Below are 16,022 nucleotides of genomic sequence, written 5' to 3' on the forward strand. Positions count from 1 at the left end.
TTCAAGCTATTCAAAGTGCAAAGTTACGCTATTACCGGTGGATACGGATAATTTTATCATCCTGCTACCCTAACATCACAATCCTTACTTTTGCAACTGCCGAAAATAACAGATAATGAGTTTGCTGAAAGATCTCTATTCCCCCGCTTTCTATAATGGATTTGCCGATGTACTGGCCCAGACCCTGCCTGCGTTCAATAAACGAGCATTTATAAAACGCATCTATCAGCCGGATTTTGAAGCCAAAGAACTGAAAGAACGTATGAAGCATACCACAGCGGTATTGCATACTTTCCTGCCTGCTGACTATGAAAAAGCCGTGACACTCATTGACCAGATCATTCAGGCACTTAAAAAAGCCGGCTACGGGGAAGCGCTGGAATTTATCTTCCTGCCAGACTACCTGGCCACTTATGGCCTGGAACACTACACCGCCTCGGTAAAAGCCCTGGAATCTGTCACGCAGTTCATTACCTGTGAATTTGCCGTACGCCCCTTCCTGATCCGGTATGGTGACAAAATGATGCAACAGATGCTGAAATGGTCCGTGCACAAGCATGCAAAAGTGCGTCGCCTCGCTTCTGAAGGCAGCCGCCCCCGCCTGCCCTGGGCTATGGCTGTTCCCTTCCTGAAAAAAGACCCCACTCCTGTACTGCCTATACTCGAAAACCTGAAGCAGGACCCTTCCGAGTCTGTAAGACGCAGCGTTGCCAATAACCTGAACGACATTGCCAAAGATCATCCTGCCATCGTCATCGGCATAGCCACGAAATGGAAAGGCCTCAGTAAAGAAACGGATGCTATCATCAAACATGGCTGCCGCACACTCCTTAAACAAGGAAGTAAGGAAATACTCGCACACTACGGATTGAAAAGCACGCACGTCGCCTTCCGCGACTATAAGATCCTTACGCCAAAAGTAAACACCGGAGACAGCCTGGAGTTCTCATTTACTATCCGGAATACCGATACCCAGGCCCAGACGATCCGCCTGGAATATGCGGTGTACTATCTCAAACAAAACGGTACACTATCCAAAAAGGTCTTTAAGATCAGTGAGAAAACCTACGCTGCCGGCGAACAGGTGACTGTTATCCGTAAACAGTCTTTCCGCCTGATCACCACCCGCGTGTTCTACCCAGGCAAACACCAGCTGTCTGTCATCATCAACGGGGCAGAACAACCTGCAAAATATTTTGAACTGATCTAGGACCTGTTTTGTTGTATTTATGTCTCAAATACCCCCTTACTTTGGCAGGTATGCACTGCCGGGTATTGCGGATACTGGCAGACATTTGTAATACACTAAACCTCCATGACATGAAAGCTTACAATAATGATCAGACTGTTGAAATGGAACACCCTGTCGTTGATGAAGCCGAATGGATCAAAGCCCGCACGGACCTGTTAAAAAAAGAGAAAGAATTAACCCGCCTCCGCGATGAATTAAGCAAATTACGCCGCGATCTTCCCTGGCAGAAAGTAGACAAAGTCTACATTTTTGAAGGTGCAGATGGCCCCGTATCCTTATCAGAGCTGTTTGAAGGCCGCAGTCAGCTGATCGTACAGCACTTTATGATGGCACCCGGCTGGAAAGAAGGCTGCGTAGGCTGTTCCTTTATGGCAGATAATGTGGACAGCGGACTGGTGCACCTGCTCAACCATGACGTGTCTTATGTGGCCATTTCCCGCGCTCCCTACAAGGAAATCGTTCCTTTCAGAGAACGTATGGGCTGGTCATTCAAATGGGTCTCCTCCTTTAATACTGACTTTAATTTCGACTACCATGTCTCTGCGACAGAGGAAGATATTGCCCGCAATGAGATGATGTATAATTACGAAAATGTGCCGGTATCTGAAAAGGAACTTCCCGGAATGAGTGTCTTTTACAAAGACGAACACGGCGATATCTACCATACCTACTCCACCTACGGCCGTGGTGCAGAAACTGTACTCGGCACCTATAACATGTTGGATATGACGCCGAAAGGCCGGAATGAAAAAGACGGAGAAGGTAATCTGACAGACTGGGTAAAGCATCACGATAAATATCAGCATCAGGCCCCTGAAGCACATAGCTGCTGCAGTCACTAAACTTCTATAGCATGGGTACATATCATTGTTGCGGAGAGCGCCCGACTACGGGTGCTCCCTGCAATACTACTCAGCAACCGCGTTCAACACCTACCGGAAATATCTTCCGGAGAGTTATCCGGTTTGTCAAACCACTACTGCCGGCCTTTCTCCTTGCCATCATCCCTAAATGCCCCTTCTGCCTTGCCGCTTACCTAGCGCTGGGTACCGGTATCGGATTATCTGTTACCAGCGCCCGTTATCTGCACATATCCCTGCTCTGTGCAGGCATCATACCACTGTCCCTGCTCGCTGCTACACACTTAGCCCGATTACTATACAATGAATCCCTCATTCGCTACATTTCACCGCAGAGAAAATGGCTGTTCATCAGCACCGCCGGTATACTGATCGGTTATAGCCTGCTGTGGTTATGCTGATTTAGCAAAAGTTCGCTACCTTCGCACCCATTAATTATCGTCACCTATGAAATACGCCTGCTGCGATGACCACCATCCTACGGTACAACAGCTGCTACTTATCATATATAGAAGAACGATACCGGACAATATTCGAGATGCAGACCAACACACCGTTGACAACACAAAATATTAATTCTCTATACCAGCTACGTACCAGGAGAATATACCTTATCAGGATCTTTTTTATCGTAAGCATTGCCTTACTGATAGGGGGCTTTTTATTGCTCTTCACGGGCTTCGATGATGATGCACTACTGCAATCAGGGGTAGTACTCACATCAGCTGCCTTCACCCTTGGCGCAGTTACAATCGGCATAAATAAAAAGCGAGGTAACTATGCGGCCCATCCTGCCTATAGCAGCACCAAGCAGATATTGACGGATACACTGCTGTATGCTGAACTATCCTCTATCAATACCATCCGCTACCAATGTCAGGGTCATAGCCTGGATCTGCATATCCTTTCTGCAAAGGATAACAGATCCGATGATATGAGTTACCGGCGGTGGATCCAGGACGCGGTTACCCTCAGCCACGTACCTGTCCGGCTATCCTATGTAGAATACGAACCAGGCACATTCATACTACTGGAAGCTCAGTACCCCGGATATCTGCATGCAGAACGGATAGTGACCATGCAGCCGGCAGACAGAAAGTATTTCACTAACAAACTGCTGTTCAGATTAGGCAGAATGACCGGCATCGCAACAGGTATCCTGCTGTTCGTATTCCTGGTACCTCAATTTGAGACGGTAGCACGTGTATTTGTTTCTATCGCTTATGCGTTCTTTATGCTCTTTTTTGTACCTGTAACACTGCGGGAAATTATTACCATTCTAAGAGCCAGCGACAAGGTCGTTATACATACCACCATCACGGAAGTACTGGGCATTACCGTCAGTACACGCGAATCCTGGAAGCGGGAACCTTACTACCGGCTTGCCGACGGCGGACTTATCACCTTCGACAACGAGTCATTTCAGGCAGGCGATAAGATCGCTATACAGTATATCGTAAGGCGTAATGGCAGCAAGGGATTGTTACTGGAAGTAAAGAAGCAATAGAACTACCTGTCATGAATAGGTTGTAACTTCAACAGATAATTTTTATCTTTCCAGCGACGATTTTTAAGTATAGCCCAATATTAACGATGCAGACTACGACCCTATTAACAGAACAGGAACTGAAGATACTCAACGACCTGAAACAACCGGAAGGCGCTACGCTTCAAGGTGTCCTTACCTTTGGCATTATTATGTTTGTCATGGGCGCGCTGACCAGCCTTTTTGCTTTCATGGATATATTCGCTATGGCACTGGCCGGCCCCATTCTGCTGATTGGCATTATCACTATAATCGTTGCGATACGAAAGAAGCGGAGAAATAAAGACTTCTTTAACAATCCGCCTTATGGCAATCTAAAACAGGTACTTACCGACCACCTGCTACGTGTAGAACTGGTCGGCAATCAGGTACTGCGCTACCATTTTCAGGGCTACCAGATGGACTTTTACATCGCCGGCGGACAAGGATATCATCCTTCCTTTTTCCGCCACAAAAGGCCGATAGAAGACGTGAATACATTAACTAATATACCAGTCAGGATATCTTATGTAGCGTTTCAACCACAGGAAAATGTATTGCTTGACATTGTGTATGGTCAGTCAACATTAACAGAAGCGGTTGTACCTCTGGATCAGGAAGACCGGGACAAGATGGTGAAGGAAAATTTCCAACTGGCGGGATGGTTATTTCTTTTCGGAATTGGCATTGCATTGCTCATTGGCTGTTTCACCAGCTTTAAAAGTGACATATTTCCGCTCACCCTTGCCTTCTCAGCCGGCCCGATAGCGCTGATCAGTCTATGGATCATTATAGATGCGCGATGGCTTGCCAGAAACGCTGATACCAAGATCATTATCCGGACTACTGTCAGTGAAATACTAGGCATCAGGGTCAGAAGTGGCAAGACGACCGTCCGCAACAGCTTTTTGAGACTGGGAGACGGCTCCCTTATGCATATCCCCAATCAGTCCTGTCATCCCGGCGCAAAGATTGAGATCCAGTTTGTAGCCAACAAAGCAGGCAAAAGAAGCCGGCTGATCGATCTGAAAACATACTAATAACAGTCTATAAAAGCGAAAGCCTTCCTGCGCAGGAAGGCTTTCGCTTTTAAACGTATATACAGCGTTAAATTTCGCCTTTCTTCATTTGCCCCACCGCATAGTCCACCGCCCTGGCTGTAAGCGCCATATAGGTCAAAGACGGGTTTTGCGTGGAAGTGGAAGTCATACATGCACCATCTGTCACAAATACGTTATTGACTGCATGCAGCTGATTCCATTTATTCAGTACGGACGTCTTCGGATCATGCCCCATACGCGCGCCGCCCATTTCATGTATATCCAGTCCGGGCGCTTGTTTGGAGTCGCCGGTACGGATATTTTTGAAACCTGCTTTGGTATACATTTCCTCCATCTGCTCATGGAAGTCTTTGATCATTTTCTCATCATTATCATCATAACCAATATTGATGTGCAGCACCGGCATTCCCCATTCATCTTTCTTTGACTGGTCAAGCGTGAGCTGACTGCTTTCTTTCGGGATGGTTTCTCCCATCATATGGGAACCTACATACCAGTTACCTGTTTCTTCGTTGAACAACTGATCTTTCAGGCTGGTGCCGAATCCGTCATTGCTACGCCAGCTGCGGCGGCCTGTATCAAAACCGGCTGCATATCCGCGCAGGAAGTCTGTTTCCTGCTTCTTTACGTTCCTGAAGCGTGGGATGTAGGCGCTTGTCGGACGACGCCCTTCGGTCGTCACATCCGGGAACCCGTCATAGTCTGCATAAATGGTTGCCCTGTAGTTATGGAACGCAAAGTATTTACCCAGTACGCCGCTGTCATTACCTAATCCGTTAGGGAAACGGCTGGATGTTGAGTTAAGCAGTATCAGGTTGGAATTGATGGCTGCTGCATTTACAAAAATGATACGTGCATAGTACTCGATCATTTCTTTGGATTGTGCATCCACCACGCGTACGCCGGTAGCCTTACCTTTCTTGTCATCATAGATGATAGAGTGTACTACTGAATGCGGACGAAGGGTCAGATTGCCCGTCTTTTCTGCCCATGGCAATGTAGACGAGTTACTGCTGAAGTATCCGCCAAACGGGCACCCGCGCTGACAAAGATTTCTCTTCTGGCACTGTACCCTGCCCTGCTGGGTATGGATTGGCTGCGGCTCAGAAAGATGGGCGCAGCGGCCATATATAACATGGCGGTCTTTATAATTATCTGCAACAAATCCTTTGAAATATTGCTCTACGGCAGTCAGCTCCATTGGCGGCAGAAACTCTCCGTCAGGCAGAATATCAATTCCGTCTTTATTACCGGAAATGCCGACAAACTTCTCCACGTAGCTATACCAGGGTGCAATATCTGCATAGCGTATCGGCCAGTCTACCGCAAAGCCATCTCTTGCCGGGCCTTCAAAATCATAGTTGCTCCAGCGCTGCGTCTGCCTGGCCCACAGCAGGGATTTACCTCCTACCTGGTATCCGCGGATCCAGTCAAATGGTTTATCCTGCTCGTAAGGATGCTCTTTATCTTTTACGAAGAAATGCATGGCATCTTCCTTAAAAGCGTAGCAACGGCTCACAACAGGCGCTTCCTGCCTGATGGCTTCAGGTATCTGTCCGCGGTGCTGAAATTCCCAGGGATATTTGTTGGTAGTGGGATAGTCTTTCAGGTGTTTGACATCTCTTCCTCTTTCCAGTACCAGTGTTTTCAACCCTTTTTCTGTGAACTCTTTTGCTGCCCACCCTCCACTGATGCCTGATCCTATCACAATCGCATCAAACGTGCGATCCTGCGCACTTGTATTTAAATTCGCCATAATGATTGCTGTTAGGCAGTCCTTCTGCTTGCTGGTTTAACAGGTATGCTTCCGTGGAAGCGAGCGGGAACAAGCTCATATACCTGAACTTTTGTAAGAAAATATTCTGAAGTGGTGTAACCCTGAATGATCAGGCGTTTGGTGGCATGGTAAAAGTAAGCGGCACCGCCGTCTTCGGCTTTGGCTTTCTCCAGCTCTCCCAGCAATGCTGCTCTGGCTTCCGGCGTACTTTTCTCAAATGATTTACCAGTTTTCTTTTCACTCAGTTCCGAAAATGCTTTCATGCCGGCTGTCCATTGCTGCTGGTCTTCTTTTTTGAAGCAATCGTCAACCATAGTCAAAGCAAAAAGATGCGCTTTGACATCCTTTGCTCCCGGCGTAGAGGTAGTAGGAATCAGTGTATCTGCCAGCAATGCCAGCATGCTCTCTCCCTCACTGTCTACCGCGATATTCTTTAATGTGATAGAAGCCGGGGCCGTCTTTCTGAGACAGGCTGGCAATAGTGCCAGACCGGCAGAGACAACCAGGGCCTGTTTTAATGCGGTTCTTCTGTTTACTAGCATGAGTAATTGTTTACATAACCGAGTTAAGGTATACGTTATAATTAATATTTCCAAGCTAATTGTTTGCTAATTTTCGTTGCTGTAACTTGAGCGCTGCTACTTTACAATAATACGCATGTTATGAAATCATACTGTTTGCCGCTACTACTGCTCGGTCAGCTGAGCTGGTTACCGGGCATTGGCCAGAAAAAAGCCGCCGCTGCCTCTCCTGTTGTTAAGATTGAAAGCGGCCGGATTCAGGGTGTCATCTCCCCCGCTACAGGTATAAAAAGCTTCAAAGGCATCCCTTTCGCCCAGCCCCCTGTCGGTGACCTCCGCTGGAAAGCACCACTCCCTGAAAAAGCATGGGATACTATCCTGAAAGCGGATCGTTTCGGCCCTCGCGCCATGCAGGGTAATATCTTCGGAGACATGGGCTTCCGCTCCAATGGTATGAGCGAAGATTGCCTGTACCTCAATGTGTGGGCTCCTGCTAATCCCGCTAAAAAGAAACTGCCTGTACTGGTGTACTTCTACGGCGGCGGCATGGTGGCCGGCGATGGCTCTGAAGCGCGTTATGACGGAGAAAGTATGGCAAGAAAAGGAATTGTATCACTCACTGTCAATTACCGGCTGGGGGTATTTGGCCTCCTCGCACATCCTGAGCTCTCCAAGGAGGCTACATACAACGCCTCTGGCAATTATACCCTACTCGATCAGCAGGCTGCGCTTGCCTGGGTGAAGAAAAATATTGCTGCCTTCGGCGGCGATCCGGATAGAGTCACCATAGCTGGTGAATCTGCCGGTTCCATATCCGTATCTGCGCTCATGGCCTCGCCACTGTCTAAAGAACTGCTTCATGGCGCAATCGGTGAAAGCGGCGCTATGATCCACCCGACTATGGCCCCTGTCAGCAAAGAAGAAGCAGAGAAAAACGGCGTTGCGTTTGCCAACGCTCTCGGCGTATCCGGATTAGCAGCCTTACGTGCTATTCCGGCAGAGGAGTTACTCCGCAAAGCCTCCGGACCAGGCATGCCGCCATTAGCCTGTAATGTAGATGGCTATGTATTGCCCGAGAAACCTGTAGATATCTATGCTGCAGGTAAACAGGCCCATGTGCCGCTGCTGGTTGGCTGGAACTCCGCCGAAATACCCTACAGGGCTCTCCTCTGGAAAGATGAACCAACCACCGAAAACTATGTAAAGAAAATCACTGAACTATACCCTGACAATACCGACGAGGTACTCCAACTCTACCCGGGTGGTACGCAGGAACAGGTCATTGCATCTGCTACAGACCTGGCAAGTGACCGGTTCATCGTATACAGCACCTGGAAATGGGCAGACCTTCATAAAGCAACCGGCGAGCAACCTGTATACCGCTACATCTTCTCCCGCCCACGCCCTGAAATGGTCCCCAAAATGGGTAATGCCCAGGCAGGACTGGCTGGCGGTGTCATCAAAACCAATACGCCGCAGCCAAAACAGGCTACTCCACTCAAAGGTGCGCCGCATGCTGCCGAGATTGAATATGCAATGGGTAATCTGCCGCACAACAAAGTATACGCCTGGAAAAAGGACGACTTCACTGTTTCCAATACCATGCTGAACTACTTCGCCAATTTCGTAAAAACAGGCAATCCGAATGGCACAGGATTGCCTAAATGGGAACAGGATGTTACTCCTGATTCACGATATATGAACATTGATGTGCAGTCAGGCATGAAAAAAGAAGACAACAGGAAACGCTACCTGTTCCTGGACAAAAAATATAAGTAACTATCCCCTCTCAGGAATCAGGAAGGAAACGGCAGTAATTCCCCGCTTAGTTCCTGATTCCTGCTAATGGCTCTGGTCTGGTTGTTGCAGCATATACTATAAACCGTATCATATGATGACCCGCCAAATCACCGTATCGTATAACGATCAGCACTACATGTACGATGTAGCTTTTGAAAGACAGCAGAATGCCACTGTTTATCATATCAAGCCGCTGTCTAAATCTGTTGCTGCCTTTCCGGAGCACTTTGATATCATCAAAGCTGATGACAATGAAGAGCCTCAGTATAACCTCCAGACACTGAGCGAGGAAGGTAAACAGATTGCAGATGTCTTATGGCAGCAGATTGCGCTGTTCCCTCCCCAGTTCAAGGGAGGCAAAGCATAAGGTTTAACTAAAAAGGAAGGCATAATCTGCCACAAACTGCCCGAATGAACGGGCTGGTTTACCAGTTACATCCTCCACTGTAGTAGTCACGGTTGCAGCTTCATTAAGACGGTAGTGCGCATAGTCTTCCAAAAGACCTTCTGCCTGCCATTCAGGGAATCCAGCCCCTGACAAAGCCGCTTTCATAGCAGGCTCCGGCACATCAACAAAAGTAATATGACGCTGTAACACTGCGGAGAAGATCTCTGCCAGTGCTGTGTGAGTTAATGACTCCGGTCCCGTAAGATCGTATACAGCATTCGCATGCCCATCCGTTGTTAATACTACTGCTGCTACGGCTGCAATATCCCTGATGTCTATCAGTGAGATCCTTGCGTCGCCTGCCGCGGCAAAGAATCTATTATCAGCTTTGATCGGATCCTTAAAACCAAGCAGTCCCTGCATGAACAGGTTAGGTCGAAGAAATGTATAGGTTATACCCGATGCTATAATCGCTGCCTCCGCAGCAGCATGATACCGTAAGAATCTTACGGGAGAATCGCTGTGTGCCGCCCACTGTGATAGCTTCACCAGATGTTTTACGCCAGCCGCCTTTGCTGCTGCTACAAACCGGAGCTGCTGCGCTTCTGCCTGTTCTGAAGAATTGGTCAGCAGGAAAGCTTTTTCTATACCCTTCAGCGCTGCTTTCAACGATTGTGCATCATCGAAGTCGCCCTGTACGAGCGTCACGCCAGGTAGTTGCCCCAGATCCTTTGCACGATCGGGAGAACGTACCATTGCGTTTACGGCAATGCCTTGTGCAGACAGCTGCCTGATAAGTTCCGTGCCAATACTGCCGGTAGCGCCTGTAATAAGAATAGTTGCTGATGTTTGTGTTGACATGTTAGTTGCGTTTTTGTTTGATCAATCATTGACATGTCAAATGTAGCATCAGCCACTTTCCTGGTATTGTACGAAAACGAAATGAGGTTATTTGCCGGGCTTAGGTAGTACATGATGGCTACGTGCCCATTTACCCCACTCACCATCCAGCATTTTTACAATCGCAGGATGCGCCGCCGCCACATCATTCAGTTCGGTTTCGTCCTTCTCCGTATCATAGAGCTGCCATGTTTTGTCACCATTCCGCATCACCATCTTCCACTGTCCGCTACGGATATATCTCGCTCCGAAATGCTCATTGCATAGTATAGTATGTCCGCGCATCGTTTTGTTGTGTAAAACTGGCTTCAGACTGATACCCTGCATGGGTACGATCTGCTGCCCCTTATAAACAGCTGGATAGCGCGCACCGGCAATATCTGTAAATGTTGCCATCAGATCCATTACATGTCCGGGCTGCCGGCTGATACTGCCTTTCCTGGCTTTGATACCTGCCGGCCAGTAGGCAATGAATGGTGTGCGTACACCACCTTCATATGACTCGGCTTTGGCGTAACGGAAAGGCGTATTGGCTACATTGGCCCATCTACGGCCTATGGAAGTATAGGTGGTCTCCGGACCAGGCATCACTTCTTTGTTGACAGCATACACAATCCTTTGTCCATTACGTGTTTTGTCAGGACGGTCAAAGCCTGGACCGTAACGCGCACAGTCTTCCGGACTTGCTCCATTATCACTGAGGAATATGACCAGTGTATTATCCAGTTTCCCAGTCACTCTCAATGCCTGGATGATCCGCCCGATACCCTGATCCATTCTGTCAATCATTGCCGCATGTACGGCCATTGCTCTCGCATCCCAGGCAGTGTCCGGGTTCTGCTCCCACGTCAGCTCATTGTCTATACGTGGCGACAACGGCGCAGTAGCCGTATCAATCAGTCCGAGTTGTTGCATACGCCTGTAGCGTCTCTCTCTGATTACATCCCAGCCGCTTTTGTAACTATCCTTGTACCTTTCAATATCTTCCGGCAATGCCTGTAAAGGCCAGTGCGGAGCCGTCTGCGCAACATACAGAAAGAACGGCTGTTCACTGCCGGCGAAAGCTTTAATATAGGCGACAGCGGTATCATTAATAGCATCAGTATGATAGTATCCTGCAGGTACCTGCTCAACCGGTTTTGTACCACTTACCAGACTGAATGGATCAAAGAAATCTACCACTCCCCAGATGTTGCCGAAGTATTTTTCAAAGCCACGGTTAACCGGGTATTGTTCTACCGGCGAAAAGTAAGGATGTACTGTCTGATGATTTAACCAATCCATCTGTGCCTTTGCCGGCTGCTGTTCTATGGTATTGGAAACATGCCATTTGCCTGACATACCGGTATGATAACCTGCGGCCTGCAGCACTTCCGCGATAGTGACTACGTTGTTGGTCAGCCGGCCATGATATCCCGGCGTATTCCTTTCTGCCGTCATCTCGCCAATACCTGCGGTATGATTGTATACCCCGGTCAGCAAAGACGCCCTTGTGGGGCAACAACGGGAGGTATTGTAAAAACGGGACATGCGGATGCCGCCGGCAGCCAGGCTGTCAAGATGCGGTGTCTGTATCTCTCCGCCGTAGCATCCCAGGTCAGAGTATCCCAGATCATCTGCCAGGATCAGCACAATATTAGGCCGTTGGTCTTTCTTCTGTTGAGCAATAGCCGGCGTAGTACCTGCCAGGGATAACGCGGCTATAGAGATCAGGATTAACAAAAGCAGTTGTTTCATAATCGTGAACAGTTTAATGGGTCCGACACCCAAAATAGTTAAAGGGGGAAGAATTTCATAGTTATCCTTCACGGATCTCTGGTCAGGATAAAAATAGCATTAGAATAACTGGCTCTCCGGATGCCAGAATGACTGTTCCGATATAGCTATTTCAAAAGGGAGTAGTCAGGACGAAGTGTGGACGAACAAGCGACGAACTAGCGACGGCCAAGCGACGAACAAGGGAAGGTCAGAAAACTGCGCTGTCAGTGCAATGGAGTGGGTTTTTCAGCTCTTTTTTGTGAAAATGGAGGATATTGGGGACTGTTAAACTGCCATAAAGACATAATTCCGGAGAGATATCCGGCGGTTATAATTACCAGCAATTAAGAGGGTACGATGCCTATAGCTGCATCGTACCCCTGGACATTCATTGTTGATTGGTCGAATAAAGTACGTTTAGATTTGTGTTGGCCGTATTGGCTTAAGCAACACCATAAGTTGACACCAATTGTTCTGCAGCTTTCTTTTCTCTATCCTTCACATTCAATACCGCTATAGCAGCTATGATCATGAATGCGCCACCCATGACCAAGGCAAAGATCGCTTCTCCGGCAAACAGGTGTTTTACGATCATGCCGCCAAAGATGCCGTTAACGATTTGCGGGAAGGTGATAAAGAAGTTGAATATTCCCATATAAACACCCGTTTTGTGTGAGGGTATAACACCAGATAGAATGGCGTATGGCGTAGACAGAATGCTGCCCCAGGCCATCCCGATACCAATCATAGGCCATACCAGCAGGTCAGGGTTTTGTATGAAATAAAATGAGATCATGGATAATCCACCTGCCGTAAGAGAGATAGCATGTGCTATCTTACGGGAGGTTCTGCGGGCAATAGCGGGTAGTACCAACGCATACACAGCCGATACCGCACTATAGATACTGAACAGGAAACCGACCTTATTACCGGCATCTGCGAAGAGTGCAGAAGAGGTATCCTGCGGAGCCACCTTGTAGATATGATGCGCTACTGCGGGCGTAGTAAATACCCACATAGAGAATAGTGCAAACCATGAACAGAACTGTACCAGTCCCAGTTGCTTCATTGCAGATGGCATGTGGGAGAAATCCTTCAGGATGGTTTTCAATCCGCCGCTATGCTGCTCTGCTGCCTGCTCAGGATTAAATTTGGCAAACTCCTCCGGAGAATACTCTTTTGAAGTTACGATGGACCAGAGGATGGTCGCCAGCAGTACCAATGCGCCTACATAAAATGAATAGATCACATTATCCGGCACTACGCCCGGCGCGGCAGTCTTGGATACTCCCATATATTCTGCCAGCAGGAAAGGCAGAGAAGAGCCTAATACAGCACCGGCCCCGATCAGGAATGTCTGCGCCGAGAAGCCCTGGCTACGCTGTTCATCGGGCAGGTTATCTGCAACTAATGCCCGGAAGGGTTCCATGGCCACGTTGATAGAGGCATCCATTAAAGTGAGCATACCTGCTCCTATCAATACAGGCGGTAATACCGCTGCCAGCAGAGAAGAATTGGGCAGCAGCATCAGCGCCAGCGCCGTTGCTATAGCACCCACCAGGAAGTATGGTCTGCGGCGTCCCAGCCGGTTCCAGGTACGATCGCTGTAGTGACCGATAATCGGTTGTACAATCATTCCGGTCAGCGGGGCTGCCAGCCAGAAAAGTGACAGGTGTTCTACCTCTGCTCCATAGGTTTGTAAAATACGGGATGCATTTCCGTTCTGTAAGGCAAAACCAAACTGGATACCGAAAAAGCCCATGCTCATGTTCCATATGCGCGCAGCAGACAACCGCGGCTTAGCCATTCCTTTCATGGGATTGATATTTTAGTTAACTAAATTTCCTTGCTTCGTTGTAACCGTCTTGCCGGCAGGTACTTCTATCGCTTCTCCGTATACCAGCACGGTGATATCTTTCGTTGAATCGTTTTCAATGTTTACACCTTGCTGATTGACCTTCACCTTCAGTATCCTTCCACGGAAACGTATATTGAAAGCGAATGACTGCCATTTACCCGGCAGGAATGGGGTAAATTGTAACTGGCCATCCCTTACACGCATACCGGCAAAGCCTTCTACTACACTCATCCATGTACCTGCCATAGAAGTAATATGGAGGCCGTCTTCCGTATCATTGTTATAGTCATCCAGATCCAGACGGGAAGTACGGAGATAGAACTCGTGCGCCCGCTTTTCATCACCCAGTTTAGCTGCCAGTATAGCGTGTACACAGGGTGATAAGGAGCTTTCATGTACGGTACGCGGCTCGTAGAAATCAAAGTTCCTGCGCAGGGTATCCATGTCGTATCTGTCTTCCAGGAAATACAGCCCCTGTAATACATCTGCCTGTTTGATATAGCAGGAACGCAGGATACGGTCCCAGCTCCACTTCTGGTTCAGCGGCCGTTGTGCCGGATCCAGGTCCTTTACCAGGATCTGTTCTTTGTCCATATAACCGTCCTGCTGCAGGAATACGCCCTGTTGTTCATCCACAGGATAGTACATGTTATCAATTACATGCTGCCACTTTTCCAGCTCCTGACTGGCATCGAAAGCAGTCTGTCTGATTATCGCCTCATACCTGTCTGCCGCTGTTGCCTTGACATGCTCTAAGGCTTCTGTCGCGTATTGCAGGCACCAGGTAGCCATAGTATTGGTATACCAGTTATTGTTAACGTTATTCTCGTATTCGTTGGGACCGGTTACACCCAGCATCACGTACTGGCTGCGGGCCTCACTCCAGTTCACGCGCTGCGCCCAGAAGCGGGCGATACCAATCAGTACCTCTGCGCCATATTCGGCCAGATAGGCAGCATCGCCGGTGTAGCGAATGTAGTTATAAATAGCAAAAGCGATGGCAGCGTTACGGTGTATTTCTTCAAAGGTGATCTCCCACTCATTATGGCACTCCTCCCCGTTCATAGTCACCATCGGGTATAGCGCAGCGCCATTATTAAAGCCTAGCTTAGCTGCATTCTCTATGGCCTTACCCAGCTGTTTATAACGATATACCAGCAGATTACGGGCTACCTGTGGTTCGGCAGTGGCCAGATAGAAAGGTATACAATAAGCTTCCGTATCCCAATAGGTAGAGCCGCCATATTTCTCACCTGTGAATCCTTTAGGCCCGATATTCAGCCTTGCATCTTCACCGGTGTAGGTCTGGTTAAGCTGGAAGATATTAAAACGGATGCCCTGTTGTGCCGCAGGATCTCCTTCAATGATAATATCGCTTTCCTTCCATTTCATGGCCCATGCCGCAGCCTGCTCCTGCAGCATAACTTCAAAACCTTTAACAGCAGCCTTGTTTACTGCCAGTTCACAGTTGTTGGCCAGTGCGGCTATTGCATGATTTTCTGATGAGAGATTGGCAGCGTATTTATAGATAATCGTCTCCTGTCCTTCATTCACCTGCACAGTAGTAACAAGACCTACATACTTTTCGCGTTGTACCGGCGTAACCTGCAAGGGAAGTGGTTTACCTTCCTGGTGAATGTTGAACTGCATACCTGTACATACCTGGAAACCGGTCTTTTTGGTTTTCATGGTGATGAAAGCGCTGGTATGCTGAACAGTGGCTGATACCTCCTCCCAGAACTTCTCATCGTAGTTGGCATCCTGGTTTTTAATATCCCCGTCGATTGAACTGGTTACTTCCAGCGCACCGCTGAAATTCACCGGGGTGATGCTGTACCGGATAGCGCCGGTTTCATCCTGCACAATACTACAGAAACGGGTGGCCGTCACCCTGACCTGTTTACCACTTGCCAGCGTTGCAGTGAAAGACCTTTGCAGATATCCTTCCTGCATATTCAGCACCCGGCGGAAATCATTCACCTGCGCCGTATGCAGGTCCAGCACTTCCCCATCAATACGAAGGCCGATACCTATCCAGTTGGCGGCATTCAGTACTTTGGCAAAGTATTCCGGATAACCATTCTTCCACCAGCCCACACGGGTCTTGTCAGGGTAGTATACACCTGCTACGTAGTTCCCCTGTAATGTTTCTCCGGAATAGGTTTCTTCAAAGTTGGCGCGTTGGCCCATGCGGCCGTTACCGAGGCTGAAGATGCTCTCGGATATTTTATTATAATGGGGTACAAAACCTTCTTCGATAATGTTCCACCCGTCTACTTTTATGTATTGCTTCATGACGCTGATGAATGGCACCTTTTGCGA

13 protein-coding genes are annotated in these 16,022 nt (G+C 48.4%); 7 read left to right on the plus strand and 6 right to left on the minus strand.

Features of this window, described 5'->3' with window-relative positions; genetic code table 11:
* The first annotated feature begins 115 nt into the window (after positions 1-115).
* From K1Y79_RS00455 to K1Y79_RS00475, 5 genes are all read left to right on the plus strand, one after another.
* Positions 116-1,210, plus strand: a complete 1,095-nt coding sequence (locus K1Y79_RS00455) for a DNA alkylation repair protein (RefSeq protein ID WP_220248027.1) — start codon at positions 116-118, stop codon at positions 1,208-1,210.
* A gap of 110 nt (positions 1,211-1,320) precedes the next feature.
* Positions 1,321-2,094: a DUF899 domain-containing protein gene (locus K1Y79_RS00460; protein WP_220248028.1), complete on the plus strand. Its 774-nt coding sequence runs from the start codon at positions 1,321-1,323 to the stop codon at positions 2,092-2,094.
* A gap of 11 nt (positions 2,095-2,105) precedes the next feature.
* Positions 2,106-2,513: a hypothetical protein gene (locus tag K1Y79_RS00465; RefSeq protein ID WP_220248029.1), complete on the plus strand. Its 408-nt coding sequence runs from the start codon at positions 2,106-2,108 to the stop codon at positions 2,511-2,513.
* A gap of 65 nt (positions 2,514-2,578) precedes the next feature.
* Positions 2,579-3,619 (plus strand): hypothetical protein, encoded by a 1,041-nt coding sequence (locus K1Y79_RS00470; protein ID WP_220248030.1) that lies wholly within the window; start codon positions 2,579-2,581, stop codon positions 3,617-3,619.
* Positions 3,620-3,705: 86 nt separating this feature from the next.
* Positions 3,706-4,677 (plus strand): hypothetical protein, encoded by a 972-nt coding sequence (locus K1Y79_RS00475; protein WP_220248031.1) that lies wholly within the window; start codon positions 3,706-3,708, stop codon positions 4,675-4,677.
* Positions 4,678-4,744: 67 nt separating this feature from the next.
* On the opposite strand, the gene K1Y79_RS00480 is transcribed toward K1Y79_RS00475, so the two are convergent.
* Together K1Y79_RS00480 and K1Y79_RS00485 are read right to left on the minus strand one after the other, a co-directional pair.
* Positions 4,745-6,454 (minus strand): GMC oxidoreductase, encoded by a 1,710-nt coding sequence (locus tag K1Y79_RS00480; RefSeq protein WP_220248032.1) that lies wholly within the window; start codon positions 6,452-6,454, stop codon positions 4,745-4,747.
* 11 nt (positions 6,455-6,465) lie between these two features.
* Entirely contained in the window at positions 6,466-7,017 is a 552-nt protein-coding gene (locus K1Y79_RS00485; RefSeq protein WP_220248033.1) for a gluconate 2-dehydrogenase subunit 3 family protein, read from the minus strand.
* A gap of 120 nt (positions 7,018-7,137) precedes the next feature.
* Here K1Y79_RS00485 and K1Y79_RS00490 point away from each other — a divergent pair, with 120 nt between their 5' ends.
* Entirely contained in the window at positions 7,138-8,775 is a 1,638-nt protein-coding gene (locus K1Y79_RS00490) for a carboxylesterase/lipase family protein (protein WP_220248034.1), read from the plus strand.
* Positions 8,776-8,887: 112 nt separating this feature from the next.
* Positions 8,888-9,163 (plus strand): hypothetical protein, encoded by a 276-nt coding sequence (locus K1Y79_RS00495; protein ID WP_220248035.1) that lies wholly within the window; start codon positions 8,888-8,890, stop codon positions 9,161-9,163.
* Positions 9,164-9,166: 3 nt separating this feature from the next.
* On the opposite strand, the gene K1Y79_RS00500 is transcribed toward K1Y79_RS00495, so the two are convergent.
* The 4 genes from K1Y79_RS00500 to K1Y79_RS00515 all read right to left on the minus strand — a co-directional run bounded on the left by K1Y79_RS00500 (position 9,167) and on the right by K1Y79_RS00515 (position 15,995).
* Positions 9,167-10,045, minus strand: coding sequence for an SDR family oxidoreductase (locus K1Y79_RS00500; protein ID WP_220248036.1), 879 nt, complete (start codon positions 10,043-10,045; stop codon positions 9,167-9,169).
* A gap of 87 nt (positions 10,046-10,132) precedes the next feature.
* On the minus strand, positions 10,133-11,821 hold the full coding sequence (locus K1Y79_RS00505; protein ID WP_220248037.1) for an arylsulfatase: 1,689 nt from the start codon (positions 11,819-11,821) through the stop codon (positions 10,133-10,135).
* A gap of 463 nt (positions 11,822-12,284) precedes the next feature.
* Positions 12,285-13,658, minus strand: a complete 1,374-nt coding sequence (locus K1Y79_RS00510; protein WP_220248038.1) for an MFS transporter — start codon at positions 13,656-13,658, stop codon at positions 12,285-12,287.
* 12 nt (positions 13,659-13,670) lie between these two features.
* Positions 13,671-15,995 carry a glycoside hydrolase family 65 protein gene (locus K1Y79_RS00515; RefSeq protein WP_220248039.1) on the minus strand — a complete coding sequence of 775 codons (2,325 nt, stop codon included), beginning with the start codon at positions 15,993-15,995 and terminating at the stop codon, positions 13,671-13,673.
* Positions 15,996-16,022: the final 27 nt, after the last annotated feature.

It is taken from the genome of Chitinophaga rhizophila (assembly GCF_019492185.1).
Lineage (GTDB): Bacteria > Bacteroidota > Bacteroidia > Chitinophagales > Chitinophagaceae > Chitinophaga > Chitinophaga rhizophila.

What these genes read in the sequence shown, in the direction of transcription:
- K1Y79_RS00510 (WP_220248038.1), bottom strand. Translation starts at nt 13,658, where the DNA reads ATGAAAGGAATGGCTAAGCCGCGGTTGTCTGCTGCGCGCATATGGAAC.
- K1Y79_RS00455 (WP_220248027.1), top strand. Translation starts at nt 116, where the DNA reads ATGAGTTTGCTGAAAGATCTCTATTCCCCCGCTTTCTATAATGGATTT.
- K1Y79_RS00500 (WP_220248036.1), bottom strand. Translation starts at nt 10,045, where the DNA reads ATGTCAACACAAACATCAGCAACTATTCTTATTACAGGCGCTACCGGC.
- K1Y79_RS00495 (WP_220248035.1), top strand. Translation starts at nt 8,888, where the DNA reads ATGATGACCCGCCAAATCACCGTATCGTATAACGATCAGCACTACATG.
- K1Y79_RS00490 (WP_220248034.1), top strand. Translation starts at nt 7,138, where the DNA reads ATGAAATCATACTGTTTGCCGCTACTACTGCTCGGTCAGCTGAGCTGG.
- K1Y79_RS00465 (WP_220248029.1), top strand. Translation starts at nt 2,106, where the DNA reads ATGGGTACATATCATTGTTGCGGAGAGCGCCCGACTACGGGTGCTCCC.
- K1Y79_RS00485 (WP_220248033.1), bottom strand. Translation starts at nt 7,017, where the DNA reads ATGCTAGTAAACAGAAGAACCGCATTAAAACAGGCCCTGGTTGTCTCT.
- K1Y79_RS00460 (WP_220248028.1), top strand. Translation starts at nt 1,321, where the DNA reads ATGAAAGCTTACAATAATGATCAGACTGTTGAAATGGAACACCCTGTC.
- K1Y79_RS00475 (WP_220248031.1), top strand. Translation starts at nt 3,706, where the DNA reads ATGCAGACTACGACCCTATTAACAGAACAGGAACTGAAGATACTCAAC.
- K1Y79_RS00505 (WP_220248037.1), bottom strand. Translation starts at nt 11,821, where the DNA reads ATGAAACAACTGCTTTTGTTAATCCTGATCTCTATAGCCGCGTTATCC.
- K1Y79_RS00470 (WP_220248030.1), top strand. Translation starts at nt 2,579, where the DNA reads ATGACCACCATCCTACGGTACAACAGCTGCTACTTATCATATATAGAA.
- K1Y79_RS00480 (WP_220248032.1), bottom strand. Translation starts at nt 6,454, where the DNA reads ATGGCGAATTTAAATACAAGTGCGCAGGATCGCACGTTTGATGCGATT.
- K1Y79_RS00515 (WP_220248039.1), bottom strand. Translation starts at nt 15,995, where the DNA reads ATGAAGCAATACATAAAAGTAGACGGGTGGAACATTATCGAAGAAGGT.